The sequence below is a fragment of the Stenotrophomonas sp. Steno-Z2 genome (assembly GCF_056393235.1).
The window spans coordinates 548522-573416 of the sequence record NZ_JBWJOY010000002.1; the positions used below are offsets into that span (position 1 = coordinate 548522).

Annotated in this window: 24 protein-coding genes; 16 read left to right on the plus strand and 8 right to left on the minus strand. The window is 71.2% G+C overall.

Annotation, left to right across the window (positions count from 1 at the left end; translation table 11 throughout):
- The first annotated feature begins 8 nt into the window (after positions 1-8).
- The 9 genes from ccoO to AC06FP_RS07685 all read left to right on the plus strand — a co-directional run bounded on the left by ccoO (position 9) and on the right by AC06FP_RS07685 (position 7588).
- On the plus strand, positions 9-638 hold the full coding sequence (gene ccoO / locus AC06FP_RS07645) for a cytochrome-c oxidase, cbb3-type subunit II (protein WP_478075083.1): 630 nt from the start codon (positions 9-11) through the stop codon (positions 636-638).
- Entirely contained in the window at positions 635-793 is a 159-nt protein-coding gene (locus AC06FP_RS07650; protein ID WP_456118635.1) for a cbb3-type cytochrome oxidase subunit 3, read from the plus strand. Before ccoO ends, AC06FP_RS07650 begins: the two co-directional genes overlap by 4 nt.
- Positions 793-1731: a cytochrome-c oxidase, cbb3-type subunit III gene (ccoP, locus tag AC06FP_RS07655; protein ID WP_456118633.1), complete on the plus strand. Its 939-nt coding sequence runs from the start codon at positions 793-795 to the stop codon at positions 1729-1731. Before AC06FP_RS07650 ends, ccoP begins: the two co-directional genes overlap by 1 nt.
- The gene (locus tag AC06FP_RS07660; protein WP_456118631.1) at positions 1728-2027 is read left to right on the plus strand and encodes a hypothetical protein; all 300 of its coding nucleotides are present in this window, start codon (positions 1728-1730) and stop codon (positions 2025-2027) included. The genes ccoP and AC06FP_RS07660 overlap by 4 nt, the downstream gene beginning before the upstream one ends.
- Positions 2028-2168: 141 nt before the next feature.
- Entirely contained in the window at positions 2169-3719 is a 1551-nt protein-coding gene (locus tag AC06FP_RS07665; protein ID WP_478075084.1) for a 4Fe-4S dicluster domain-containing protein, read from the plus strand.
- Positions 3716-4219 (plus strand): FixH family protein, encoded by a 504-nt coding sequence (locus AC06FP_RS07670; protein WP_478075085.1) that lies wholly within the window; start codon positions 3716-3718, stop codon positions 4217-4219. Before AC06FP_RS07665 ends, AC06FP_RS07670 begins: the two co-directional genes overlap by 4 nt.
- A gap of 8 nt (positions 4220-4227) precedes the next feature.
- Positions 4228-6654 (plus strand): heavy metal translocating P-type ATPase, encoded by a 2427-nt coding sequence (locus AC06FP_RS07675; RefSeq protein ID WP_478075086.1) that lies wholly within the window; start codon positions 4228-4230, stop codon positions 6652-6654.
- The gene (ccoS, locus tag AC06FP_RS07680; protein WP_478075087.1) at positions 6654-6863 is read left to right on the plus strand and encodes a cbb3-type cytochrome oxidase assembly protein CcoS; all 210 of its coding nucleotides are present in this window, start codon (positions 6654-6656) and stop codon (positions 6861-6863) included. The genes AC06FP_RS07675 and ccoS overlap by 1 nt, the downstream gene beginning before the upstream one ends.
- 2 nt (positions 6864-6865) lie before the next feature.
- The gene (locus AC06FP_RS07685; protein WP_478075088.1) at positions 6866-7588 is read left to right on the plus strand and encodes a sulfite exporter TauE/SafE family protein; all 723 of its coding nucleotides are present in this window, start codon (positions 6866-6868) and stop codon (positions 7586-7588) included.
- 116 nt (positions 7589-7704) lie between these two features.
- Here AC06FP_RS07685 and AC06FP_RS07690 read toward each other — a convergent pair whose 3' ends face one another.
- From AC06FP_RS07690 to AC06FP_RS07705, 4 genes are all read right to left on the minus strand, one after another.
- Positions 7705-8658 carry a cation diffusion facilitator family transporter gene (locus AC06FP_RS07690; RefSeq protein WP_478075089.1) on the minus strand — a complete coding sequence of 318 codons (954 nt, stop codon included), beginning with the start codon at positions 8656-8658 and terminating at the stop codon, positions 7705-7707.
- 104 nt (positions 8659-8762) lie between these two features.
- Positions 8763-9572, minus strand: coding sequence for a thiol:disulfide interchange protein DsbG (dsbG, locus tag AC06FP_RS07695; RefSeq protein ID WP_478075090.1), 810 nt, complete (start codon positions 9570-9572; stop codon positions 8763-8765).
- A 28-nt stretch (positions 9573-9600) separates the two neighbouring features.
- Complete coding sequence (locus tag AC06FP_RS07700; RefSeq protein ID WP_478075091.1) at positions 9601-10398, minus strand: prolipoprotein diacylglyceryl transferase family protein; 798 nt, start codon at positions 10396-10398, stop codon at positions 9601-9603.
- The gene (locus tag AC06FP_RS07705; protein ID WP_478075092.1) at positions 10395-11483 is read right to left on the minus strand and encodes a M28 family peptidase; all 1089 of its coding nucleotides are present in this window, start codon (positions 11481-11483) and stop codon (positions 10395-10397) included. The genes AC06FP_RS07700 and AC06FP_RS07705 overlap by 4 nt, the downstream gene beginning before the upstream one ends.
- Before the next feature lie 213 nt (positions 11484-11696).
- Between AC06FP_RS07705 and AC06FP_RS07710 the strand changes: the two genes are divergently transcribed.
- From AC06FP_RS07710 to mutS, 3 genes are all read left to right on the plus strand, one after another.
- Positions 11697-12812 (plus strand): metallophosphoesterase, encoded by a 1116-nt coding sequence (locus tag AC06FP_RS07710; RefSeq protein WP_478075093.1) that lies wholly within the window; start codon positions 11697-11699, stop codon positions 12810-12812.
- Positions 12813-12876: 64 nt separating this feature from the next.
- Complete coding sequence (locus tag AC06FP_RS07715; protein WP_478075094.1) at positions 12877-13803, plus strand: Dyp-type peroxidase; 927 nt, start codon at positions 12877-12879, stop codon at positions 13801-13803.
- Positions 13804-14014: 211 nt separating this feature from the next.
- Positions 14015-16570: a DNA mismatch repair protein MutS gene (gene mutS, locus AC06FP_RS07720; RefSeq protein WP_478075303.1), complete on the plus strand. Its 2556-nt coding sequence runs from the start codon at positions 14015-14017 to the stop codon at positions 16568-16570.
- Between the two features lie 827 nt (positions 16571-17397).
- Here mutS and AC06FP_RS07725 read toward each other — a convergent pair.
- Positions 17398-18024: a glutathione S-transferase family protein gene (locus tag AC06FP_RS07725; RefSeq protein WP_478075095.1), complete on the minus strand. Its 627-nt coding sequence runs from the start codon at positions 18022-18024 to the stop codon at positions 17398-17400.
- Between the two features lie 66 nt (positions 18025-18090).
- Positions 18091-18783, minus strand: coding sequence for a helix-turn-helix transcriptional regulator (locus AC06FP_RS07730; RefSeq protein WP_456118605.1), 693 nt, complete (start codon positions 18781-18783; stop codon positions 18091-18093).
- 150 nt (positions 18784-18933) lie between these two features.
- Here AC06FP_RS07730 and AC06FP_RS07735 point away from each other — a divergent pair, with 150 nt between their 5' ends.
- The 3 genes from AC06FP_RS07735 (at position 18934) to AC06FP_RS07745 (ending at position 22086) form a co-directional block, all read left to right on the plus strand.
- On the plus strand, positions 18934-19593 hold the full coding sequence (locus AC06FP_RS07735) for a glutathione S-transferase family protein (RefSeq protein ID WP_478075096.1): 660 nt from the start codon (positions 18934-18936) through the stop codon (positions 19591-19593).
- Between the two features lie 128 nt (positions 19594-19721).
- Complete coding sequence (locus tag AC06FP_RS07740; RefSeq protein ID WP_478075097.1) at positions 19722-21365, plus strand: catalase; 1644 nt, start codon at positions 19722-19724, stop codon at positions 21363-21365.
- Positions 21366-21480: 115 nt separating this feature from the next.
- Positions 21481-22086: a DUF937 domain-containing protein gene (locus tag AC06FP_RS07745; RefSeq protein ID WP_478075304.1), complete on the plus strand. Its 606-nt coding sequence runs from the start codon at positions 21481-21483 to the stop codon at positions 22084-22086.
- 116 nt (positions 22087-22202) lie between these two features.
- Here the strand turns inward: AC06FP_RS07745 and AC06FP_RS07750 are convergent, their stop codons facing one another.
- A complete protein-coding gene (locus tag AC06FP_RS07750; RefSeq protein ID WP_456118599.1) occupies positions 22203-22613 on the minus strand; it encodes an RNA-binding S4 domain-containing protein in 411 nt (136 codons plus the stop codon).
- A complete protein-coding gene (locus tag AC06FP_RS07755; RefSeq protein WP_478075098.1) occupies positions 22606-22866 on the minus strand; it encodes a hypothetical protein in 261 nt (86 codons plus the stop codon). The genes AC06FP_RS07750 and AC06FP_RS07755 overlap by 8 nt, the downstream gene beginning before the upstream one ends.
- A gap of 104 nt (positions 22867-22970) precedes the next feature.
- Here AC06FP_RS07755 and AC06FP_RS07760 point away from each other — a divergent pair, with 104 nt between their 5' ends.
- A complete protein-coding gene (locus AC06FP_RS07760; RefSeq protein ID WP_478075099.1) occupies positions 22971-24434 on the plus strand; it encodes an MATE family efflux transporter in 1464 nt (487 codons plus the stop codon).
- Positions 24435-24895 lie beyond the last annotated feature (461 nt).

A 24895-nucleotide genomic window follows, 5' to 3' on the forward strand; every position in this document is an offset into this window, starting at 1 on the left:
GGAAACCCATGAGCGAGAACAAGAATCCCCACGAGAAAGTCGAGAAGAACGTCGGCCTGATGGCGGTGCTGATCGCGGTGGCCGTGTCCTTCGGCGGCCTGGCCGAAATCGTGCCGCTGATGTTCCAGGCCGAGGCGATCAAGCCGCTGGAAGGCGTGGAGCCCTACCCGGCGCTGGAACTGGCCGGGCGCGACATCTACGTGCGCGAAGGCTGCTACAACTGCCATTCGCAGATGGTGCGCACCCTGCGCTTCGAGACCGAGCGCTACGGCCACTACTCGCTGGCCGGCGAATCGGTCTACGACCGCCCGTTCCAGTGGGGCAGCAAGCGCACGGGCCCGGACCTGGCGCGCGTCGGCGGCCGTTACTCCGACGCCTGGCACCGCGTGCACCTGATCAACCCGCGCGACGTGGTGCCCGAGTCGAACATGCCCAGCTTCCCGTGGCTGGAGAAGAACGAAGTGGATGGCGCCACCGTCGCCAGGCGCATGGGCGCGCTCAAGGCCCTGGGCGACCCGTACACCGACGAGCAGCTCGCCAGCGCCGCCGAGGACGTCAAGGGCAGGACCGAACTGGATGCGGTCGTGGCCTACCTGCAGGGCCTGGGGCGGCATGCGCCGCGGGGGGGCCAGCCATGATCTCCGGCATCGTGACCGCGCTGCTGCTGGCGCTGTTCGTCGGCGGCTGGATCTGGGCCTGGAGCCCGAAGCGCAAGCGTGAATTCGAGGATGCGGCACGCCTGCCGCTGGAAGAGGACAACGTGCGATACGGCAACGGGGGAGAGCGCCGATGATGAGCATGGGATGGACGTGGTACGTCATCGCCCTGGTTGCGCTGAACATCCTGGGCTGCGTATGGCTGCTGTGGTGGACCGCGCGCCGCCGCCCCGGCGACCCGAAGCCGGAGGACACGCTGCACACCTGGGACGGCGACATCACCGAGTACAACAAGCCGCTGCCGCGCTGGTGGATCAACCTGTTCTACCTGACCATCGTCTTCAGCATCGGCTACCTGTTCTGGTACGGCGGCCTGGGCAACGTTCCCGGTTACAGCGGCTGGACCTCCAGGGGCGAGCACGCCAGGGAGAAGGCCGTGGAGGACGCCAAGCTCGAGCAGACCTTCAAGCCCTACGCCGGGCAGCCGATCGACCAGTTGGCGAAGGACCCGAAGGCGCTGGCGCTGGGCCGTTCGATCTTCGGCAACACCTGCGCCACCTGCCACGGCTCCTCGGGCCAGGGCGCCATCGGCTACCCGAACCTGGCCGACGACATCTGGCACTGGGGCGGTTCGCCCGAACGCGTGCTGGAAACGGTGCTGGACGGCCGCGAAGGCATCATGCCCGAGTGGGGCACGGTGCTGACCGGCATGGGCGGCCCGGAAGCGATCGACTACACCATCGCCTACGTGCGCACCCTGTCGGCCCCGGAGACGCTGCACAACAACTACATGGCCGCGCGCGGCAAGAAGCTGTACGACGGCGTCTGCGTGGCCTGCCATGGCGTGGACGGCAAGGGCAACCAGGACATCGGCGCGCCGGACCTGACCGACGACTACTGGCTGTACGGCAACAGCCGCCAAAGCCTGTACACGACGATCACCGAAGGCCGCCACGGCAGCATGCCGGCGCACCGCGAACTGCTCGGCGAGACCCGCGCCCGCCTGGTCGCCGCCTACGTCTGGTCGCTGTCGCACGATGCGGCCGGCGCGAAGCCCGGGGCAGGCGCGAAGTGACCGGCTTCAGCGCGCCACGCTTCGACCATCCCCCACGCCCGCTGGCGCAGCGCGTGGGGGCCATCGCCTGGCCCAGCTTCTTCGCCGCCGGCGTGGCGACGACGGTGTTCTTCGCCTTCGTCGACCCGCTGACGCTGCGCGACATGACCTTCCCCACCCTGCGGATCTCGCGCGAGCTCGGCTATACGCTGGGCTTTGCCATGTTCTGGCTGGCCACCGCCTCGTCCAGCCTGTTCACCTGGATCCTGCTGCGACCCGCCAGCCGCTTCAACCGCGCCCTGCCGCCGGACCGTTGAACGGCGCCGCGCATTCCCCCGCTCCCGCCCCTCGTCCCCCACCGATCGTTTCCGCGCAGCCGCACGCCACGCCATGACCGCCATCCGCCCGTTCCCGCCCCCTATCTCGCCGTCCGCGGCGGCCGCCATGGAACGCACGCCATGAGCAGGCGCATTCCGCTGGATGTCGTGGACGACCAGGGCAACTCGTTCTACGTCAGCGAGCGCAAGGTCTACCCGCGCGATGTCTCCGGGCGCTTCAACCGGCTGCGCGTGGCCGCGGTGGCGTGGCTGCTGGGCATGTACTACCTGTTCCCGTGGCTGTCGTGGGACGGCCGCCAGGCGGTGCTGTTCGACCTACCCGCACGCAAGTTCCATATCTTCGGCCTGGTGTTCTGGCCGCAGGATTTCCTGTTCCTGGCGCTGCTGCTGATCATCGCGGCGATGACCCTGTTCTTCTCCACCGCCCTGGCCGGACGCCTGTGGTGCGGCTATGCCTGCCCGCAGACGGTGTGGACCGAGACCTTCCTGTGGATCGAGCGCTGGACCGAGGGCGACCGCGCGCGGCGCATGAAGCTCGACGCCGGCCCGTGGAACGGCGAGAAGGTGCTGCGCAAGGGCGGCAAGCACCTGCTGTGGCTGCTGTTCGCGCTGTGGACCGGTTTTACCTTCGTCGGCTTCTTCACCCCGATCCGGGACCTGGGCGCGCGCCTGCTGCCGTTCGCGTGGGGCGGCTGGGAAACCTTCTGGGTGCTGTTCTACGCGTTCGCCACCTGGGGCAACGCCGGCGTGCTGCGCGAGCAGGTATGCAAGTACATGTGCCCGTACGCGCGCTTCCAGAGCGCGATGTTCGACCGCAATACCCTGCTGATCGCCTACGACCCGATGCGCGGCGAGCCACGCGGCCCGCGCAAGCGCGGCCTCGCCAGCGTGCTGGAACGCGCGCGCGGCCTGCTGGCGCCGTCGGTCGCCCATGACTACGTGTTCCGCGGCAGCCGCCATCCCTCCGCCGCCACCCAGGCCGCGCACGCCAAGGGCACGATCACCTGGGACGGCGAACTGGCCGAGGTGGCGCCGCTGCCGAAGTTCGCGCCGGAGGAACTGGGCGACTGCATCGACTGCACCATCTGCGTGCAGGTCTGCCCCACCGGCATCGACATCCGCAACGGCCTGCAGTACGAATGCATCGCCTGCGGCGCCTGCATCGACGCCTGCGACGAGGTGATGGACAAGCTGGGCTACCCGCACGGCCTGATCCGCTACTCCACGCAGAACGCCATCGACGGCAGGCCCACCCGCGTGCTGCGCCCGCGCATCCTCGTCTACGGCCTGCTCCTGCTGGGCCTGTGCGGCGCGTGGGCGTGGGGCGTAAGCCACCGCAGCGAACTGATCGCCGAAGTGCTGCGCGACCGCAACGCGCTGTACCGGCAGTCCGCCGATGGCAGCATCGCCAACGACTACACGCTCAAGCTGATCAACAAGAGCCAGCAGGCCCGGCGCTACCGCATCACGCTGGAGCCGGCGGACGCCGGGCTGCGCCTGCAGGGCCAGGCCGAGGTGCAGGCCGGCCCCGAGCAGGTGCTGCCGGTGGCGCTGAGCGTGGTCGCCGATGGCGAGGCCGGCGGCCGCCGCGCCCTGCGCTTCGTGGTCGAACGCGAGGACGGCGGCGAGAAGCGCGTCGTCGAAAGCAGCTTCTTTGGTCCGGTGCAATGAACGAACGTTCCCAATCCCCTTGGCGCATCCCCGCGTTCTGGCTGGTGGTCGGCCTGCCGCTGCTGTCCATCGTGGCCGGCGTCGGCCTGGTGATCGTCGCCGTGCGCTCCGGCGGCGCCGATGTCGTGTCCGACCCCGTGCAGCGCGTGTCGCAGATCCAGACCACCGACCTCGGCGCGGACGAGGCGGCACGCAAGCAGGGCCTGAGCGCGGTGCTGCGCGTGGAGGACGGCATCGTCGAAGTGCTGCCGGCCACCGGCCGCTTCGCCACCGGCGCGCCGCTGCAGCTGGTGCTGGAACACCCCACCCGCCAGTCCGGCGACCTGCGCCTGGAACTGGCGCCGCAGGGACCGGGCTGGCGCGTCGAAACGGCCGTGGACGCCGGGCACGACTGGGTCGTGCAGCTGCGCGACGCCGAAGGCCGCTGGCGCCTGCATGGCCGGCTGCCGAAACAGCAGCATGCCGCCCGCCTCTCCCCCTTGCTGGGCGGAGAACCTTGAGCCTGGCCGTGAGCGCCCATCCGGCCCTGTCGCCCGCCGTCGCGGTGGCCACCGGCATCTGCCACCACTGCGGCGAAGCATTGCCGGCGCAGCCGCACCGGGCGGCAACGGGCACCGGCACGCACGCCTTCTGCTGCCCCGGCTGCGCCGCGGCCGCCGAGTGGATCGCCAGCGCCGAGCTGGACGGCTACTACCGCCTGCGCAGCGCCAACGCCGCGCGCGTGGGCGAGGACCTGCCGGACCTGGCGGTCTGGGACCGCGACGACGTGCAGGACGAACACAGCCGGCCGGTAGCGGGCGGCCGCGAGATCACCCTGCTCACCGACGGCATGCGCTGCGCCGCCTGCGCCTGGCTGATCGACCGCGCGCTGGCGCGCGAGCCGGGCGTGATCGACTGCGGCGCCAACGCCGTCACCGGCCGCATCCGCATCGCCTGGGACCCGGCGCGCACCGCGCTGTCCACGCCGCTGCGGCGGCTGGCGATGCTCGGCTACCGCCCGTACCTGGCCGGCAGCGAGGCCGCCGAGCGCCAGCGCACCGGCGAGCGCCGGCGCTGGCTGCTGCGGCTGGGCATCGCCGGGCTCGGCATGCTGCAGGCGATGATGCTGGCCGAGGCGTTGTACCTGGATTTCAACGGCACCATGCCGGTGCCCACGCGCGACTTCTTCCGCTGGCTGACCTTCCTGCTGTGCACGCCGGTGGTGTTCTATTCCGGCTGGCCGTTCCTGTCCGGGGCGATGCGCGAACTGCGCGAACGCCGCCTGGGCATGGACGTGCTGATCGCCGGCTCCACCCTGCTCGCCTATTTCGCCAGCCTGCTGGAGACGATCCGCGGCGGTCCGCATGTCTGGTACGACGCGGCGGTGATGTTCGTCTTCCTGCTGCTGGCCGCGCGCATGCTCGAACAGCGCGCGCGCGCCGTGGCCAGCGCCCAGGTCGACGCGCTGGCGCGCGCGCGCCCGGCCTTCGCCACCCGCGAACTGGCCGGCGGCCGCCGCGAGTCGGTGCCGCTGGCGGCGCTGGGCGTGGGCGACGTGGCCTGCGTGGCGGCCGGCGAAGCGGTGCCGGCCGATGGCGTGCTGCTCGGCGACGACGGCGACGAAGCCTGGTTCGAGGAAGCGCTGCTGACCGGCGAATCGGCGCCGGTGCGCAGGCAGCCCGGCGAGCCGGTCTACGCCGGCACCGTCTGCCGCGAACGCCCGGCGCGGCTGCGCGTTGCCGCCACCGGCACCGCCACCCGCCTGTCGCAGCTGGCGCGGCTGGTCGAGCAGGCGCAGGAGCATCGCCCCGCGCTGGCGCGCCTGGCCGACCGCATCGGCAGCCGTTTCGTGCTGGCGCTGCTGCCGGTGGCGCTGGCGGTGTTCGCCGGCTGGTGGCACTACCAGCCCGGGCGCGCGCTGGAAGTCACCCTGGCCCTGCTGGTCATCAGCTGCCCCTGCGCGCTGTCGCTGTCGGTGCCGGCGGCGCTGGCCACCGCGCACGGCGCGCTGGCCCGCATCGGCCTGCTGGCGGTGCGGCCGGACGCGATGGACACGCTGGCGCGCGCCACCGACATCGTGTTCGACAAGACCGGCACGCTCAGCGACGGCCGCCCGGTGCTGGCCGCCACGCAGGTGCTGGACGACACGCTGGATGCGGCCGCCGCGCTGCGGATCGCCGCGGCGCTGGAACGCGACAGCGGCCACCCGCTGGCCGCCGCCTTCACAACGGGCGATGCCGCCGCGCTGGCCGCCGCCCAGGTCGAAGCGGTGCCCGGGCGCGGCGTGCAGGGCCGGGTCGAGGGCCGCCACTGGCGGCTGGGGCGGGCCGACTTCGCCGCCGCAGGCGAGGACGACGGCGCGCTGTGGCTGGGCGACGGCCAGCGCGCCGCCGCCCGCTTCGTGCTGGAAGAACGCGCCCGCGACGATGCCGCGCAGGCGCTGGCCGCGCTGCGCGCGCAGGGCCTGCGCCTGCACCTGGCCAGCGGCGACGGCGAGGCGGCGGTGCGGCGCATGGCCACGGCGCTGGGCCTGGGCGAGGCGCACGCGCGGCAGTCGCCCGAGGACAAGCTGGCGCTGGTGCGGCGGCTGCAGGCCGAAGGCCGGGTGGTGGCGATGGTCGGCGACGGCCTCAACGACGCGCCGGTGCTGGCCGGCGCCGATGTTTCCATCGCCATGGGCGAAGGCGCCCCGCTGGCGCACCGCGCCGCCGACCTGGTCACCACCGGCGGTGGCCTGCGCCGCATTCCCGCCGCGGTCGCGCTGGCGCGCGCCACCCGGCGCATCATCCGCCAGAATCTGGCCTGGGCCACCGGCTACAACCTGCTGGCGCTGCCGCTGGCCGCGGCCGGCTGGGTCACGCCGTGGCTGGCGGCGCTGGGCATGGCGCTGTCGTCGCTGCTGGTGACCCTCAACGCGCTGCGCCTGGCGCGGCTCAAGACACCGGAGGCACGCTGATGGCCATCCTGCTGATGCTGATCCCGATCAGCCTGGTGCTGCTGGGGCTGGCGGTGGCCGCCTTCGTCTGGGCGGTCAAGCGCGGCCAGTTCGACGATCTCGATACGCCGGCGCTGGACATCCTCGAGGACAACGACCGCCCCGCCCCGCCCGCCGGCCAGCCGGCCGACGCGGATGTCCGCGCCGCGGACCCGGCGCGCGGACGCTGACCATGCTGCCGCTGGACATCCCGGTCCTGGCCGCCGCTCTCGTCGCTGGCCTGCTCGGCGGCCTGCACTGCGCGGTGATGTGCGGCGGCATCGCCACCGGCTTCCCGGCGATGGCGCCGGGCCGCGCGTTGAGCGTTGCCTGGCAGGCCAATCTCGGCCGCATCGGCGGCTACACGCTGGCCGGCGCGCTGGCCGGCGGGCTCGGCGGCGGCATCCTGCGGCTGGCGCGCAGCGACGGCCTGGCGCTGGGCGTGCGTGTCGCCGCCGGCCTGGCCCTGGTCCTGCTGGCGCTGCGCCTGCTCGGCCGCGGCAGCCGTTTCGATCTGCTGGCCCGCCCCGGCCGGCAGCTGTGGCAGTGGCTGCGGCCGCTGCACCGGCACCTACTGCCGGCCGACCGCGGCTGGCGCCGCGTGGCGCTGGGCGCGCTGTGGGGCTGGATGCCCTGCGGCCTCAGCCTGGGCCTGCTGGGCGTGGCCTGGCTGCAGGCCAGCGCGCTGGGCGGCGCGCTGGTGATGGCGGTATTCGGCCTGGCGACGCTGCCGGTGATGCTGCCGTTGACCTGGTCGGGCGCGCGCATGGGCCGCTGGCTGCAGCGCCCCGGCCTGCGCGTGGCCCTGGCCGGCGTCGTGCTGGCTGCTGGTCTGCTGACCATCGCCGCGCCGTGGCTGATGCAGGTGCCGGCCCTGCAGGGCGTGCTCGGCGCGCTGGGCTGCATGCCCCGTTAGTGACGGCTTGCCGGATGCGGAGCCACCGGCCCCTGCGCGCAGAGGCGGGGCGTGCCCCGCAGGGGCCTTTCCCGTCGTGGCACCCGCGTGCGAGGCAAGCCTCGCACCTGCCCGCGTCAGTGCCGGTGGTCGTGGCCTTCGTGATCGTGATCGCCATGATCGTGCCGCGCCGGCGGCGCATGCGCGCTGCAGGCATCGCCGCAGTGGTCGGCTTCCACCTGCAGGGTCACGTGGTCGATGGCGAAGCGCTCATGCAGCATGGCGGCCAGCGCGCGCCGCAGCGCATCCGCGTCCTGGCCACCGGCGGTGACCACGTGCGCGGTCAGCGCCGGCGTGCTCGAGCCCAGCGCCCACACATGCAGGTCGTGGATGTCGGCCACGCCGGCGTGCCCGCGCAGCGCCTGTTCCACGTCGGCCAGCGCCATGCCCTTGGGCACGCCTTCCAGCAGCACGTTCAACGCGTCGCGCAGCAGCACCCAGGTGCGCGGCAGCACCCACAGGCCGATCAGCACCGCCAGGATCGGATCGACCAGGGTCCAGCCGGTGAGGCGGATGACCAGCGCGGCGACGATCACCGCCACCGAGCCGAGCATGTCGCTCCACACTTCCAGGTAGGCGCCCTTGACGTTGAGGCTCTCGCCGCTGCCGGCGCTGAGCAGGCGCATGGCGACCAGGTTCACCAGCAGGCCGAAGCCGGCCACCCACAGCATGCCGGTCGAGGCGATGGCCTGCGGCTCGCGGAAGCGGTCCACCGCTTCCCACAGGATGTACAGGCCCACCACGAACAGCAGCGCGCCGTTGACCAGGGCGCCCAGCGCTTCCAGCCGCGCATAGCCGTAGGTGCGGCGCGCATCGGGCGGCCGCCGGCTCAGCCGCACCGCGGTCAGCGCGATCACCAGCGCGAGCGCGTCGGTAGCCATGTGCGCCGCGTCGGACAGCAGCGCCAGGCTGTTGGTCATGAACGCGCCGACCACTTCCACCACCAGGTAGGACGAGGTCAGCGCCAGCGCCCACCACAGCGGCTTTTCGTGGCGGATCTCGCTGGGCAGGTGGTTGTGGTCGTGGCTCATGGCGGGCTCCTGGCAGGACCGCGCCAGCTTAGTCAGCGTGCCGCGGCGGAGACTATTACATCGCCGCCTGCGGCACGGCCGCGTTCATGCCGCGCAGGCCGGCGTCAACGCGGCCCCAGCACCGCCTGCAGGTCCTCGCCCTGCGGCAGGCCCGAGCGCGTCTGCACGCTGCCGTCGGCGTCCTTGAACACGATGCCCGGCGTGCCCTGGAAACCGAGTTCCAGCATCGCCAGTTCGTTCTCGCGCAGCTTGGCCTCGGCGTCGGCCGGCACCCTGGCCAGGCCCTTGATGCCGCCGCGGGCGAAATTGCGTTCGTTCTGCTGCAGCGCCTGCTCCGGCGACGCCGCGCCCAGGATCGCCGCGGCCTTGTTGGCGCTGTCCTCGCGGATCACGCCCACCAGGATCTGCCGGATCTGCACCTTGCCCGACTCCACCCACGGCCGCGCCGCTTCCCAGAAACGATTGCAGTACGGGCAGTTGGGATCGCTGAAGGCATAGACGACGCGCGGCGCGTCGGCGCGGCCATCGGCCACCCAGTGGCTGGCTTCGACCCGCTGCCACAGCTTCGCGCCCATCGGCCCGGATACCAGTTCCTTGAGCTTCGCCGCGCCGACGTCCTCGCCCTTGGCATTGATCAGGGTGCCGACGATCGCGTGCTGCCCGTCGCTGGACACGTACACCGCCAGCGGGCGCTGCCCGGCGACGCCGGCATAGCCGGTCAGTCCCACCGGCGTCTGGAACGTGCCCATGAACTCCACGCCCTGCCCGCGCAGGGTCTTGACCACCTCCGGCTCGGCGGCGGCGGTGCCGGCCTTGCCGGCGGCGGGCGGCGCGGCGCCGCCATCGCGGGCGCAGGCGGCCGGCGCCAGCAGGGTGGCCGCGAGCAGGAACAGGGTCGGTCGGGAACGGATCATCGCGTTTCTCTTCGGGGGAATCGGAAAGTCATTGCAGTTCGCGCAGGCGCGCTTCCAGCGTCGCCCGCGACAGTTCGCCCATGTGCGCGGCGCGCAGCCGGCCGTCGGCGTCGAAGAACAGCGTGGTCGGCAGCGCGCGCGCGCCGGTCAGGCGCATCAGCTCCGACCCCGGATCCAGCAGGATGTTCCCCGGCGCCAGCGCTTCGCTGCGCAGGTAGTCGGCCACCTCGGCGGCGTCCTCGCCCTGGTTGGCGAACACGAAGCCGATGCGCGGGTGCTCGGCCTGGGCGCGCGCCAGCGTGGGCATCTCGCGCCGGCACGGGCCGCACCAGCTCGCCCACAGGTTCACCACCAGCGGTTTGCCCGCGTGGGTGGACAGCGGCACCGCAGCGCCGTGCACGTCGGCGAGCACGATGTCGGGCAGCACGATGGTCGAGCGCTGCACGGCGAACAGCGCCATGCCGCCCACCAGCCAGAACGCGGCGCCGGCCGCCAGCCCCAGCAGCACCGGCCGGCGCGGCGCATGGCGCCGCGTCCGCCACAGCGCATACGCCGCCGCCACGATCGCGCCGGCCCACACCGAATAGCCGCCGTCGCCCAGGCGGATGATCGACAGCGGCTGCGGCAGGTAGTCGCCCAGGTGCCACAGCACATGCGCCAGGCGCGCGCCGAGCACGCCCAGCAGGAACGCGTCGACCACCACCGCGCCGGCGCGGCCGCGCGCGCCGTCGGCCGCCACGGCCAGCGCGCGCGCGAACAGCCAGGCGATGAAGGCGGCGACGAGCCCCAGCACCGCCATCAGCGGAAACGGACCGGCGCTGATCACTTCCCGGCGCGCAGCGCGCGCGCCGCCTCCAGGTACTTGGCGGCCTTGGGGTTGTCGGCGTTCCAGCGCGGCGCCTGCGGATCGTTGGCGAGGGTCAGGACCGCCAGCGCCACGGTGCGGTCGATCGCCGCCATGTTGGCGTAGTCGATCTTGTCCCAGGTATCGGCGGGGCCGTGGTAATCGGGGAAGGCGTAGGCGACGCTGACCGTGTGCGCCGGCACGCCGAGATCGGCCAGCGCCTGGTTGTCGCTGGCGCCGAAATAGCGGTCGCTGTTCACCGGGTGCCGGGTGATGCGCGTGCCGGTCAGCTCGCCGGCCTTGCGCAGCACGTCGCCCACCTCGGAATAGTCGGCGCCGGTGAGCGCGGCGGCCCGCACCTGCGGGCCCTCGCTGTCGTCGGTGCGGCCGATCTGCTCCAGGTTGATGTTGGCCACGGTGTCGGCCACCGGCACCAGCGGGTGCGCGCCGTAGTAGCGCGAGCCCACCAGCCCGTGTTCCTCGCCGAACACCGTCATGAACACGATGCTGCGCTTCGGCCGCTGCGCCTGCGCGGCGAACGCGCGCGCCAGCTCGATCACCGAAACCGTGCCGCTGCCATCGTCGTTGGCGCCGTTGTAGATGGGGTCATCGCCCTTGCCTTCGCGGATGCCCAGGTGGTCGTAATGCGCCGTCACCATCACGTAGGTGCGGCTCAACGCCGGGTCCGAACCGCGCAGCAGCCCGACCACGTTGCGCACCGGCAGCGGCGCCGGCGCGTCGGCGAACTTTGCGCGCTCGCGCTCGGGCGCGATCTCGCGCCAGTCCGCGGTCTGGAAATAGCCCTCATCGCCCAGCGGCTCCAGCCCGGCGGCGCGGAACTGCGAGGCGATGTATTCGGCGGCGATGTCCAGCCCGCGCGACGGCGTGCCGCGGCCTTCCAGCGCGTCCGAGGCAAGGAAGGCCAGGTGCCCGCGCATCGCATCGGCGGAAATGCTGGACAGCAGCTGCGCCTGCTCCGGCGACAGGCGCGGTTCGCCGGCCTGGGCGGCGCTCGCCGCGAACAGGAAGGCCGCGACGGCGGCGCGCAGGGTTCGGGAAACCGGCATGGACTGTTCTCGCGGAAGGAATCAGCGTGGAGTCTAGTGCCTGCGCACCATGAAGATCAGTGCCGGATGGCGTGTTGTCCGTGCGGCGCCGTCGAAAGACAGGACAGCGCCGGAGCGGCGGCTGTTCCTTCCCCGCGCAGGACCGATGACACATGCCCGCGGGGGCGTGCTGGCCTACCCTTGTGTGGTCTTCCATCGACCGAGGAAAGCCCGATGCCGAGTTCCCGCTGCCTCCGCGCGCTGCTGCTGCCACTGGCGCTGCTGGCCACCGCGCCCGGCTTCGCCGCCGAGCCTCCGGTGCCGGCCGCGCATGTCGATGCCGACGGTCCTTACGTGTTCCGCGAGGACGGCCGCCTGCGCGCCCGCTGGATCTGCGACGACGCGGTGCAGGAACAGGCCTGGGACGCGGCGCAGGCAACGGTGCCCCCGCGCTGCGGTTATGCGCATCCGGTGGCGGTCGCGCCGCCCGCGCCGGTGGCCACGGCGGTGCTGCCGCAGGCGCCGCGCATCGTCGCCGTGTCCGACATCCATGGCCAGTACGGCCTGCTGGTGAAGCTGCTGCGCGCCCATGGCGTGATCGACGGCGAGGACCGCTGGACGCTGGGCCGCGACACCCTGGTGATCGCCGGCGACGTGTTCGACCGCGGCCCGCAGGTCACCGAGGCGTTCTGGCTGCTGTACGGCCTGCAGCAGCAGGCCGCCGCGGCCGGCGGCGCGGTGCATTTCGTGCTCGGCAACCACGAGACCATGGTGCTGTACGACGACCTGCGCTACGTCAATCCCAAGTACCTGCGCAGCGCGCAGCTGCTGGGTCGCAGCTACCCGCAGCTGTACGGCGCCGATTCGGTGATCGGGCAGTGGCTGCGCACCCGCCCGGTGCTGCTGCGCATCGGCGACACCCTATTCCTGCATGGCGGCATCTCGCCCGAGGCGCTGCCGCTGGCGCTGGACCCGGCCGCCACCAACGCCGCCTACCAGGCCTCGCTGGGCCGGCCCAAGGCCGAGGTCAAGGCCGACCCGGCCACCGCGCCGCTGTACGACGGCAAGACCAGCCCGATCTGGTACCGCGGCTATTTCGACGGGCGCCTGGATACCGCCGGCGTGCAGGACCTGCTCGACCGGCTGGGGCTGAAGCGCATCGTCGTCGGCCACACCTCGATGCCGCACGTCAGCAGCTTCCATGGCGGCCGCATCATCGCCATCGACAGCAGCATCAAGAAGGGCGAGAACGGCGAACTGCTGTTCATCGAGGACGGCCGGCTCAGCCGCGGCCTGCTCGACGGCACCCGGGTGCCGCTTGCCGAGGGCGTGCCGGACGCGGACGACTGAGCGGCTAGAATCCTCCGGCCACGCGGGCGGCCCTGCCCGCGCACCGCCACCTCGCAGGTTCCGCATGACCACCACCGCCCAGCCCGTCACCGCCGGCCTCAGCCGCGCGGCCATTTTCCTCGTCGTCACGCTCAGGCCCGACACGCAGGCCAGCGCCCGCGCCCGCGCGGTGTGCGGCGACGTCTCCACCCTGGTGCGCTCGATCGGCTCGCGCGTGCTCGACGGCGGGCTGTGCTGCGTGACCGGCGTCGGCTCGGAGGCCTGGGACCGCCTGTACGGCGCGCCGCGCCCGAAGGAACTGCACCCCTTCATCGAAATCGACGGTAGGCACCGCGCCGTCGCCACGCCCGGCGACCTGCTGTTCCACATCCGCGCCGGGCGCATGGACCTGTGCTTCGAACTGGCCACGCAGCTGATGACGCGGCTGGGCGACGCCGTGGCCAGCGCCGACCAGGTGAACGGCTTCGGCTATTTCGACAGCCGCGACCTGATCGGCTTCGTCGACGGCACCGAGAACCCGGTGGACGACGAAGCCCGCGAGGCCGCCCTGGTCGGCGCCGACGACCCCGGCTTCGCCGGCGGCAGCTATGTCGTCACCCAGAAATACCTGCACGACCTGCAGGGCTGGAACGCGGTGCCGGTGGCCGAGCAGGAACGCATCGTCGGCCGCACCAAGCTGGACAACATCGAACTGGACGACGATGCCAAGCCCAGCTACGCGCACAACGCGCTGACCAACATCGTCGAGGACGGCAGGGAACTGAAGATCCTGCGCAGCAACATGTCCTTCGGCGACGCCGCCAGGGGCGAATACGGCACCTTCTTCATCGGCTACGCCTGCACGCCGACGCGCATCGAGAAGATGCTGCGCAACATGTTCATCGGCAACCCGCCGGGCAACCACGACCGCCTGCTGGATTTCAGCCGCACGGTCAGCGGCAACCTGTTTTTCGCGCCGCCGGCCGGCTTCCTCGAAGACGCCGCGGGGTAAGGCGCGCGCCCGCCCCGCCCGTGGCGCGCGCCGGCCCGGTTCGTCGCCTGCGGCCGCGCCCCGTATCATGGGGCCATCCATGCACCACGCCCGCACCGCCGCCCCAGCGGCCGGCGGCACGGGCCATCCGCCGGAAGCCAAGCACTTGCAACACGTCGAACCCACCAAGAAGGGCCGCCAGGACAACGGCGCGGTCGAACACACCCCGCTGATGAAGCAGTACTTCGCGGCCAAGTCCGACCACCCGGACCTGCTGCTGTTCTTCCGCATGGGCGACTTCTACGAGCTGTTCTACGACGACGCGCGCAAGGCCGCGCGCCTGCTCGACATCACCCTGACCCAGCGCGGCAGCTCCGGCGGCGCGCCGATCCCGATGGCCGGCGTGCCGGTGCACGCCTACGAGGGCTACCTGGCGCGGCTGGTGGCGCTGGGCGAGTCGGTGGCGATCTGCGAGCAGATCGGCGACCCGGCGCTGGCCAAGGGCCTGGTCGAACGCAAGGTGGTGCGCATCGTCACCCCCGGCACGGTCACCGACGAGGCCCTGCTGGACGAACGCCGCGACACCCTGCTGATGGCGCTGTCGCGCAGCAAACAGGGCTACGGCCTGGCCTGGGCCGACCTGGCCGGCGGCCGTTTCCTGGTCAACGAGGTCGAAACCGACGACGCGCTGGAAGCCGAACTGGCGCGGCTGGAACCGGCCGAGCTGCTGGTCCCGGACGAGGAGAACTGGCCGGAATTCCTGCGCCAGCGCAGCGGCGTGCGCCGCCGCGCGCCGTGGCTGTTCGACGCCGACAGCGGCCGCCGGCAGCTGCTGAATTTCTTCAAGCTGCACGATCTTTCCGGCTTCGGCATCGACGACAAGCCACGCGCCACCGCCGCCGCCGGCGCCCTGCTCGGCTACGTCGAGGAAACCCAGAAGCAGCGCCTGCCGCACCTGACCGCCATCGCGATGGAGAACGCCGGCGAGGCGATCGCGATGAATGCCGCCACCCGCCGCCACCTCGAGCTGGACACGCGTGTGGACGGCGACACCCGCAACACCCTGCTGGGCGTGCTGGACAGTACGGTCACGCCGATGGGCGGGCGCCTGCTGCGGCGCTGGCTGCACCGCCCGCTGCGGCTGCGCGAGGTGCTGCAGCAGCGCCACCATGCCGTGGCGACGCTGATCGACCGCGGCGTGGATGCCGACCTGCGCGAATCCTTCCGCGCGCTCGGCGACATCGAGCGCATCCTCACCCGCATGGCGCTGCGCTCGGCGCGCCCGCGCGATTTTTCCACCCTGCGCGACGGCCTGGGCATGCTGCCGGCCATCGCCGCGCAGCTCGAAGCGCTGGATTCGCCGCGCCTGCAGCAGCTGCGCGCCGAACTCGGCTCGCACGACGACAGCGCACGCCTGCTGGCCGGCGCCATCGCCGAACAGCCGCCGCTCAAGCTGTCCGACGGCGGCGTGATCGCCGAGGGCTTCGACGCCGAGCTGGATGAGCTGCGGCGCCTGTCCACCCACGCCGACCAGTTCCTGATCGACCTGGAAATCCGCGAGCGCGAGAGCAGCGGCATCCCGACCCTGAAGGTCGGCTACAACCGCGTGCACGGCTACTACATCGAGATCAGCAAGGGCCAGGCCGACAAGGCGCCGGTGCACTACACCCGCCGCCAGACCCTGACCAACGCCGAGCGCTACATCACCGAAGAACTGAAGAGTTTCGAGGACAAGGTGCTGTCCGCGCGCGAGCGCTCGCTGTCGCGCGAGAAGCTGCTGTACGAAGGCCTGCTCGACACCATCGGCCAGCACCTGGAGCCGCTCAAGCGCTGCGCCGCCGCGCTGAGCGAACTGGACGTGCTGGCCTGCTTCGCCGAACGCGCGCAGGCGCTGGACTGGTCGCAGCCGGAGCTGGAAACCGCGCCGTGCCTGAAGATCGAGCGCGGCCGCCACCCGGTGGTGGAGGCGGTGCGCGAGGCGCCGTTCGAACCCAACGACCTGGACCTGCACCCGCAGCGGCGCATGCTGGTCATTACCGGCCCGAACATGGGCGGTAAATCGACCTACATGCGGCAGAACGCGCTGATCGTGCTGCTGGCCCACATCGGCAGCTTCGTGCCGGCCAGCCGCGCGGTGATCGGCCCGATCGACCGCATCCTGACCCGCATCGGCGCCGGCGACGACCTGGCCAAGGGCCAGTCGACCTTCATGGTCGAGATGGCCGAGACCAGCTACATCCTGCACCACGCCACCGCGCACTCGCTGGTGCTGATGGACGAGATCGGCCGCGGCACCTCCACCTACGACGGCCTGGCGCTGGCCGACGCGGTGGCGCGCCACCTCGCCCACGCCAACCGCTGCTACACCCTGTTCGCCACGCACTACTTCGAACTGACCGCGCTGGCCGACGAGACCCACGAAGGCGGCCCCAGCGGCATCGCCAACGTGCACCTGGACGCGGTGGAGCATGGCGAGGCGCTGGTGTTCATGCACGCGGTCAAGGACGGCCCGGCCAACCGCAGTTTCGGCCTGCAGGTAGCGGCGCTGGCCGGCCTGCCGCGCGCCACCGTGGCGCAGGCGCGGCGCCGGCTGGCCGAGCTGGAGCAGCGCGGCGGCGAGACGCACGCGGCGCAGATGGCGCCGCAGGCACTGGACGCGCCGCAGCAGTTCGGCCTGTTCGCGCCGGTGTCCTCGGCGGCGCTGGAGGCATTGCAGGCGATCGATCCGGATGAGCTGACGCCGAAGCAGGCGCTGGAGGCGCTGTACCGGATGAAGTCGTTGCTGTGAGCGCACGCTCGCAGATCGCGCGCGCCTGAGGTTGCGGTTGCGGTTGCGGTTGCGGTTGCCCGTATTGTGCTGTTGCTCTCCCGCTTTTGATTTCCGGGCCCCCTTCCGCAGCGACGGAGCCGGCGGGAAAAACCCGAAGGGCGGCGTGCAGGGACGCACGCCGTTTTTCGACGAGACATGGATGTCTCGTCGAAAAATCCCGCCGGCGGAGTGGACCCGCGGCACGCAGTGCCGTGGGCGCGGAGGCAGGGGCGTGCTTTCTCTTGGTTACTTCTCTTTGCACGAGCAAAGAGAAGTAACTCGCTCCTGCGAAGCAGGGGCGAAAGCTCTGCTTTCAAGCTTCCGCTTCATGCTTGGCCTCTGCCTTGCGCTTTGCCTTGCGCTTTGCCTTGGACTCTATCCTTTTCCTCTGGCACTGGCTTGGCCTCTGGCTTGGTCCTTTGCCTATCGCTTTGGCACAAGCCTCCAGGAGAAGCCAGAGCAAGGGCAGAAACAGGATCAAAGGCTTTCGCTCCCCTTCGGGGCGCGAGCCACCTTTCTTTGCTCGTGCAAAGAAACGTGGCCCAAAGAAACACGCCCCTGCCTACGCGCCCGACGCGCTACGCGCGCCGGGTCCACTCCGCCGCCGGGATTTTTCGACACGACATCCCTGTCGTGTCGAAAAACGACGTGCGTCCCTGCACGTCGCCCCTTCGGGGTCTCGTCCGTCGGCTCCGTCGCTGCGGAAGGGGATACGGAAGTCAAAAACAGAGCAACTTCACAAGCACGGCAACGGCAACGGCAACGGCAACGGCAACGGCAACGGCAACGGCGGCAGCGTGCCGCGCTCAGGCGCTCTCCGCCCGTTCCGCCACCAACGCATCGTCCCGCGCATTGGCCCGCTGCGCCGCCGGCCGCTGCAGGTGCGTCGCCGCATAGGCTTCGAACGCCGACGTCGGTGCCAGCTCGCCGACGCGCATGTAGTAACCAAGCAGCGCGGCCATGTACAGATCGGCGACGGTGAAACGCTCGCCCACCAGATGCTTCCTGCCCGTCACCGCGTTCTCCAGCGTGCGCATCAGGTCGGCCTCATTGCCGTAGCCCGCCTCCACCGACGGCGCCAGCGCGCCGTGCCGGCGCGCGGTGATGAACGATTCCAGCGGGCCGGCGGCGAACAGCATCCAGCGATAACAGGCGCCGCGCTCGGGCGAGCCGGGCGGCGGCAGCAGGCCCTTCTCCGGCACCAGATCGGCCAGGTGCAGGCAGATGGCCGCGTTCTCGGTCACCACGCCGTCGCCGTGGCGCAGCGCCGGCACCTTGCCCATCGGGTTGATGGCCAGGTACTCCGGCGCCTTCATCGTGGTGCCGTAATCGAGGATCACTTCCTCGTACGGCAGGCCGGTTTCCTCCAGCATCCAGCGCGCGACGCGGCCGCGGGAAAAGGGGTGGGTGTAGAAGGTCAGCGTGGCGGTCATGGCGGGTTCCTGCGTTGGAAGGAGCCCGCAGTGTGCGCGGGGGCTGCTGACAGCCGCTGTCAGCAGTCAACGCGCCTCGCGCTGCCGCCGTTGTTCGCCCCAGCGCTTGAGCAGATGGTGGCGTTGCTCGGGGTAGCGCTGGCCGGTGTCGTCCAGGTCCACCACGCGGTCGGCGCGGAAATGGCGGAAGTCGCCACGCATCTCGCACCAGGCGGCCAGCAGCCGGACCTCGGCCAGGAAGGCCATGGCGAACGGCCAGATCATCCGCTCGCTGGCGCGGCCTTCGCCATCGCGGTAATGGATGCGCACCCGGTTGCCGGCGCGGATGGCGCGGCGCAGCGCGGGCAGCCACGGTTCCGGCGCGGTCGGATGCCATTGCGGCGCGTACAGCCCGCTGGTCTCCACCTGCAGGCGCAGGTCCTCCGGCAGCACGCCGGTCACCCGGTCCAGCGCCGCGCCGGCGGCCACGGCCAGGTCCGGGTCGGCATGCGAGGCCACCCAGCGCACGCCGAGCACGATGGCCTCCAGTTCCTCGGCCGAGAACATCATCGGCGGCAGCAGGAAACCCCCGCGCAGCTGGTAGCCGATGCCGGGGTCGCCGACGATGTCCGCGCCCTGCCCGCGCAGCGCGTCGATGTCGCGGTACAGCGTGCGCAGGCTCACCCCCAGCCGCTCGGCCAGCTGCGCGCCGCGCACCGGCTTGCGGCGCCGCCGCAGTTCGTCCAGCAGGTGCAGCAGGCGGGTGGCGCGTTCGGTCATGCGGTGCGTCCGGGGCGGTTCGATGGGCGCTGCGGAGTCTGGCAGATACGGGGCGCCACGGACATCGGCGCGGCCGTCCGGCGTGCCCCTTGCGCCGGACCGGCGTTGGCAACACAGTGCCCTCTCGGCCCCCCGCTCCGGAGAGCTTCCATGTCGCTGCTGCTCTATGGCCATCCGTTCTCGTCGTACACGCAGAAGGTGCTCATCGCGCTGTACGAGAACGCCACGCCGTTCCAGTTCCGCATGCTCGGCCCGGACACGCCGCAGAACGCGGCCGAGTGGCTGCAGCGCTGGCCGCTGCGCAAGTTCCCGCTGCTGGTGGACGACGGCCGCAGCGTGGTGGAGACCAGCATCATCATCGAGTACCTGCAGCAGAAGCACGGCGGCCCGGTGCGCCTGTTGCCGGACGATCCGGCCGCGGCGCTGGAGGCGCGCTTCCTCGACCGCTTCTTCGACCTGCACGTGATGAGCCCGGTGCAGCACGCGGTCGGCGGCGCGCTGAGCGGCGATGGCGACAAGGCCGCCGAGGCGCGGGCGGACGCGGAGCAACGGCTGGAACTGGCCTACAGCTGGCTCGAGCAGCAGCTGGCCGGCAGGCAATGGGCGACGGGCGAGGCGTTCACCCTGGCCGACTGCGCCGCCGCGCCGGCGCTGTTCTACGCCGACTGGACCCACCGCATCCCCGACACGATGCCCGTGCTGCGCGGCTACCGCGCGCGCCTGCTGGCCCGGCCGTCGTTCGCGCGCGCCGTCGAGGAAGCCCGGCCCTACCGGCCGCTGTTCCCGCTGGGCGCGCCCGACCGCGACTGAAGGCCCGCGCCCCCGTCCGGTGCCATAGGCAATTCCTATGGCCGCGAGCGGATCATTCGATTTTCCATTTCATCAACCCGTAGCTATCGTCGTCGCAGGATGTTTCCCACGCCAGCCAGGAGCCCGCCATGAGCAGCAACGACAGCAAACCCACCTGCCCGTACCATGCCGCGCCCACGCCGGCGCAGGCCGCGCAGTCGCAGCGCGATACCAGCACCACGCCCGCGCAGAAGCACGGCGACGCGCCGGTGACGCCGATGACCACCGCCTTCGGCGCGCCGGTGGTGGACAACCAGAACAGCCGGACCGCCGGCCCGCGCGGCCCGCTGCTGATGGAAGACGTATGGCTGCTGGAGAAGCTGGCCAACCTCAACCGCGAGGTCATCCCCGAGCGGCGCATGCACGCCAAGGGGTCCGGTGCGTTCGGCACCTTCACCGTCACCCACGACATCACCCGCTACACCCGCGCCAAGATCTTCTCGGCGGTGGGCAAGAAGACCGAGATGTTCGCCCGCTTCACCACCGTGGCCGGCGAGCGCGGCGCGGCCGATGCTGAGCGCGACATCCGCGGCTTCGCGCTGAAGTTCTACACCGAGGAAGGCAACTGGGACCTGGTCGGCAACAACACGCCGGTGTTCTTCCTACGCGACCCGCGCAAGTTCGGCGACCTCAACAAGGCGGTCAAGCGCGACCCGCACACCAACCTGCGCAGCGCGCGCAACAACTGGGATTTCTGGACCCTGCTGCCGGAAGCGCTGATGCAGGTGACCGTGGTGATGAGCGACCGCGGCATCCCGCGCACCTTCCGCCACATGCACGGCTTCGGCTCGCACACCTACAGCTTCACCAACGCCGCCGGCGAGCGCTTCTGGGTGAAGTTCCACTTCCACAGCCAGCAGGGCATCGAGGCGCTGACCGACGCGCAGGCCGAAGTGCTGGCCGGCAAGGACCGCGAGAGCCATGGCCGCGACCTGTTCCAGGCGATCGAGCGCGGCGAGTTCCCGAAGTGGAAGCTGTTCGTGCAGATCATGCCGGAGCTGGACGCGGAGACCTATCGCTTCCATCCGTTCGACCTGACCAAGGTGTGGCCCAAGAGCGACTATCCGCTGATCGAGGTGGGCGAGTTCGAGCTCAACCGCAACCCGGACAACTGGTACCAGGACGTGGAGCAGTCCGCGTTCGCGCCGAGCAACCTGGTGCCGGGCATCGGCCCGTCGCCGGACAAGATGCTGCAGGCGCGCCTGTTCGCCTATTCCGACGCGCAGCGCTACCGCTTGGGCGTCAACCACCACCAGATCCCGGTGAACGCGGCGCGCTGCCCGGTGCACAGCAACCACCGCGACGGCGCCATGCGCGTGGACGGCAACTACGGCGGGCTGCCGCACTACGAGCCCAACAGCTACGGCCAGTGGCAGGAGCAGCCGCAGTACCGCGAGCCGCCGCTGCGCATCCGCGGCGACGCCGACTTCTGGAATTTCCGCGAGGATGACAACGACTACTTCAGCCAGCCCGGCGCGCTGTTCCGCAGCTACGACGACGCGCAGAAGCAGCGCCTGTTCGACAACACCGCGCGGGCCATGGGCGATGCGCCGGACTTCATCAAGCAGCGCCACGTGGACAACTGCAGCAAGGCCGACCCGGCCTATGGCGCCGGCGTGGCGGCGGCGCTGAAGAAGCGGGCGGCGATGCCGCCGGCCGATCCGTTCGCACCGGCGCAGCCGGAAGCGGAGTTCCCCCGGGCCACGCCGGGCGCCGAGGACATCGTGCTCTGAGGCGGCTGCGGCGGGGCGCCGGCACCGCCCCGCCGCCTTCCCGGCCGGCACGCTCACTCCAGCTCCCCACGGCGCTACCATGGCCGTGTTCACCCACCGCAAGGACCACGCCCCGATGAGCCTCACCGACGACCTTCTTTCCCAGCTGCAGGGCGCACCGCTGCAGCAGGTCTCCCAGCAGCTCGGCCTCGACAGCCAGCAGGCCTCGGGCGCCATCGGCGCCGCGCTGCCGCTGCTGATGGGCGCGCTGGGCAGCAACGCCGCCAGGCCGCAGGGCGCCGAAGCCCTGCTCGGCGCCCTGCAGAACAACCACAGCGGCCTGGACATCGGCAGCGTGCTCGGCTCGGTGCTGGGCGGCGGCAACAGCCCGGCCACCAACGGCGCCGGCATCCTCGGCCACATCTTCGGCGGCAGCCAGGGCCGTGCCGAGGCCGGGCTGGCGCAGGCCACCGGCCTGAGCAGCGACCGCGCCGGGCAACTGCTGAAGATCCTCGCCCCGATCGTGATGGCCTATCTGGCCCAGCGCATGTCCAGCGGCGGCCAGGCCGATGCCGGCAGCCTGAGCCAGATGCTCGGCCAGGAAAAGCAGCGGGTGGTGCAGCAGGGCGGCGTCGGCGGCGGCCTGCTGGGCAGCCTGTTCGACCAGGACGGCGACGGCCAGTTCGGCGTGTCCGACCTGATCAAGCTCGGCAGCGGGTTGCTGGGCAGCGGCAAGCGCTGACAGCCGCCGACGGCGGGACCATGGAGAACGAAAACGCCACCTCGCGGTGGCGTTTTCCGTTCCGGCGGCCATGGCTTCCCACTGAACCCGACCCGGACCCGGCGCTGCCGGGACGGTCAGAGCGCGTCGATGTCGCCCAGCGCGCGGATCAGCCGGCGCGCGCGCTTGTCCGGCTTGTGCTCGGGCGGCAGGTAGCCGTCGCGGGCGGCGGCGCGCTGCAGGCGCTGTTCCTCGCGCGCCCGGCGCGAGGCCTCGGTCTCCTCGTACAGGGCCTGCGCCACCGGCGCCGGGCCGCGCGTGTCGCTGAGGCCGCGCACGCCGATCTCGAAGGTCTCCTCGCCGCGCTGCACGCGCAGCGCATCGCCGACGCGGACCGCGCGCGAGGATTTGGGGCGCTGCCCGTCGATCTCGACCTTGCCGGTTTCCACCGCGTGCTTGGCCAGGCTGCGGGTCTTGAAGAAGCGCGCCGCCCACAGCCAGACATCCAGGCGCACGGCGGCCGCCGGCGCATTCTGCGTTTCAGTCATGCTTTTTGGTGAAATCCACTTCCATCGCATCCTTGCGCGATTGGCCGATGGTCCAGTTCAGGCTGTCGTCGGGATTGCAGCGACGGCTGCGCATCGACGGCATGGCGTTTTTGTCCTGCGCATCGGCACGCGCGTTGCCGACCAGGCAGTCGGCATGGTCGGACGGGCGCACGCTGGCGTCCATCAGGCGTTCGGAGTTGGCGCAGGCCGACAAGGCCAGCACCGCCATCGCGCCACACAACTGTTTCAGCATTCCCGTTCCTCCTCCGGATACCCGCAGGCGCCATCGTAACGACTGCTGCGGGCATCGTCACACCGGCGGTGCTAGTGTCCGCATTCAGCCACCGACCCGCGCCCATGACCGCCGCCGCCCACCCCACCCGCTCGCTGACCGAAGGCCCGATCGGGCGCAACCTGCTGCTGTTCGCCCTGCCCATCCTGGCCGGCAACATCGCCCAGTCGCTCAACGGCTCGGTCAACGCCATCTGGGTCGGCAAGTTCCTCGGCGAGGCGGCGCTGACCGCCACGGCCAACGCCAACAACATCATGTTCTTCCTGATCGGTTCGGTGTTCGGCATCGGCATGGCCGCCACCATCCTGATCGGCCAGGCGATGGGCGCGCGCGACGTGGCCCAGGCGCGGCGGGTGATGGGCACCAGCGCCACCTTCTTCATCGGCATCTCGGTGCTGATCGCCATCGCCGGCTGGTTCATGGCGCACCCGCTGCTGGCGGCGATGGGCACGCCGGCCGCCTCGCTGCCGCTGGCCGAGGCCTACCTGCGCATCATCTTCCTGGCCACGCCGACGCTGTACGCCTTCGCCTTCCTCAGCGCGGCGCTGCGCGGCGCCGGCGATTCGCGCACGCCGTTCCGCTTCCTGCTGGTGTCGGTGGCGCTGGACATCGTGCTCAACCCGCTGCTTATCTTCGGCGTCGGCCCGTTCCCGCAGCTGGGCATCGCCGGCGCGGCCTGGGCCACGCTGCTGGCGCAGTCGCTGTCGCTGCTCGGCCTGCTGGCCTACATGCGCCACCGCGGCCACGTGCTGTGGCTGGGCCGCCGGGACATGGCGCTGTTCCGCATCGACCCGGCCATCCTCCGCGCACTGGTGGTCAAGGGCGTGCCGATGGGCCTGCAGATGGTGCTGATCTCGCTGTCGATGATCATGCTGATGACCATGGTCAACGACTACGGCACCGACACCGCCGCGGCCTACGGCGCCTCGCTGCAGCTGTGGACCTACGTGCAGATGCCGGCGATGGCGATCGGCGCGGCGTGTTCGTCGATGGCCGCGCAGAACGTCGGCGCGCGGCGCTGGGACCGCGTGCGCGGCACCGCGCGCAAGGGCGTGCTGTTCAACTTCCTGCTCACCGGGGTGCTGATCCTGCCGCTGATCCTGCTGGACCGGCACTCGCTGGCGCTGTTCCTGCCCGACGGCAGCCAGGCGCTGGCGGTGGCGCGGCACCTGAACCACATCGCGGTGTGGTCGTTCCTGTTCTTCGGCGTGAGCTTCGTGATCTCCGGCGTGGTGCGCTCCACCGGCGCGGTGATCGCGCCGCTGCTGATCCTGGCCACCTCGCTGTGGGGCGTGCGCGTGCCCTTCGCCGAGCTGCTGCAGCCGTACTGGGGCGCGGACGCCATCTGGTGGAGCTTCCCGGCCAGTTCGCTGGTGTCGATGCTGCTGTCGCTGGCCTATTACCGCTGGGGCGGCTGGCGCAGGGCGAAGATGATGGCCGCTCCGTCGCATGCGGCGGAGCTGGCCACGCCGGCCGAAGTACCGGCCTGCCCGCCCTCGCCGGTGGCCGACGCGGACGCAGAGACCTGAAAAGATCGTCTACCACGGTAGGAGCGGCTTCAGCCGCGAACGGGGCCTTCGTCGGAAAAGCCTTTCGCGACTGAAGTCGCTCCTACGGGAATGTGGCGGAAATGACCGACGCGGACGCCCAGGCCTGAAAGGATCGCCTACCCACCGTAGGAGCGGCTTCAGCCGCGAACCGGGCCTTCGCCGGAAAAGCCTTTCGCGACTGAAGTCGCTCCTACGGGAATGTGGCGGAAATGACCGACGCGAACGCCCAGGCCTGAAAGATCGCCTACCCACCGTAGGAGCGGCTTCAGCCGCGAACCGGGCCTTCGTCGGAAAAGCCTTTCGCGACTGAAGTCGCTCCTACGGGAATGTGGCGGAAGTGACCGACGCGAACGCCCAGGCCTGAAAGATCGCCTACCCACCGTAGGAGCGGCTTCAGCCGCGAACGGGACCTTCGTCGGGAAAGCCTGGTCGCGACTGAA

Excerpts from the sequence above, each read along its gene's own strand:
- AC06FP_RS07665 (WP_478075084.1), top strand. The coding sequence starts at position 2,169 with ATGAGCAGGCGCATTCCGCTGGATGTCGTGGACGACCAGGGCAACTCG.
- AC06FP_RS07755 (WP_478075098.1), bottom strand. The coding sequence starts at position 22,866 with ATGCTGAAACAGTTGTGTGGCGCGATGGCGGTGCTGGCCTTGTCGGCC.
- AC06FP_RS07690 (WP_478075089.1), bottom strand. The coding sequence starts at position 8,658 with ATGAGCCACGACCACAACCACCTGCCCAGCGAGATCCGCCACGAAAAG.
- AC06FP_RS07715 (WP_478075094.1), top strand. The coding sequence starts at position 12,877 with ATGACCACCACCGCCCAGCCCGTCACCGCCGGCCTCAGCCGCGCGGCC.
- ccoP (WP_456118633.1), top strand. The coding sequence starts at position 793 with ATGAGCATGGGATGGACGTGGTACGTCATCGCCCTGGTTGCGCTGAAC.
- AC06FP_RS07750 (WP_456118599.1), bottom strand. The coding sequence starts at position 22,613 with ATGACTGAAACGCAGAATGCGCCGGCGGCCGCCGTGCGCCTGGATGTC.
- AC06FP_RS07710 (WP_478075093.1), top strand. The coding sequence starts at position 11,697 with ATGCCGAGTTCCCGCTGCCTCCGCGCGCTGCTGCTGCCACTGGCGCTG.
- AC06FP_RS07740 (WP_478075097.1), top strand. The coding sequence starts at position 19,722 with ATGAGCAGCAACGACAGCAAACCCACCTGCCCGTACCATGCCGCGCCC.
- mutS (WP_478075303.1), top strand. The coding sequence starts at position 14,015 with ATGAAGCAGTACTTCGCGGCCAAGTCCGACCACCCGGACCTGCTGCTG.
- AC06FP_RS07650 (WP_456118635.1), top strand. The coding sequence starts at position 635 with ATGATCTCCGGCATCGTGACCGCGCTGCTGCTGGCGCTGTTCGTCGGC.
- AC06FP_RS07735 (WP_478075096.1), top strand. The coding sequence starts at position 18,934 with ATGTCGCTGCTGCTCTATGGCCATCCGTTCTCGTCGTACACGCAGAAG.
- AC06FP_RS07670 (WP_478075085.1), top strand. The coding sequence starts at position 3,716 with ATGAACGAACGTTCCCAATCCCCTTGGCGCATCCCCGCGTTCTGGCTG.
- AC06FP_RS07760 (WP_478075099.1), top strand. The coding sequence starts at position 22,971 with ATGACCGCCGCCGCCCACCCCACCCGCTCGCTGACCGAAGGCCCGATC.
- ccoO (WP_478075083.1), top strand. The coding sequence starts at position 9 with ATGAGCGAGAACAAGAATCCCCACGAGAAAGTCGAGAAGAACGTCGGC.
- AC06FP_RS07685 (WP_478075088.1), top strand. The coding sequence starts at position 6,866 with ATGCTGCCGCTGGACATCCCGGTCCTGGCCGCCGCTCTCGTCGCTGGC.
- AC06FP_RS07730 (WP_456118605.1), bottom strand. The coding sequence starts at position 18,783 with ATGACCGAACGCGCCACCCGCCTGCTGCACCTGCTGGACGAACTGCGG.
- dsbG (WP_478075090.1), bottom strand. The coding sequence starts at position 9,572 with ATGATCCGTTCCCGACCGACCCTGTTCCTGCTCGCGGCCACCCTGCTG.
- AC06FP_RS07705 (WP_478075092.1), bottom strand. The coding sequence starts at position 11,483 with ATGCCGGTTTCCCGAACCCTGCGCGCCGCCGTCGCGGCCTTCCTGTTC.
- AC06FP_RS07745 (WP_478075304.1), top strand. The coding sequence starts at position 21,481 with ATGAGCCTCACCGACGACCTTCTTTCCCAGCTGCAGGGCGCACCGCTG.
- ccoS (WP_478075087.1), top strand. The coding sequence starts at position 6,654 with ATGGCCATCCTGCTGATGCTGATCCCGATCAGCCTGGTGCTGCTGGGG.
- AC06FP_RS07725 (WP_478075095.1), bottom strand. The coding sequence starts at position 18,024 with ATGACCGCCACGCTGACCTTCTACACCCACCCCTTTTCCCGCGGCCGC.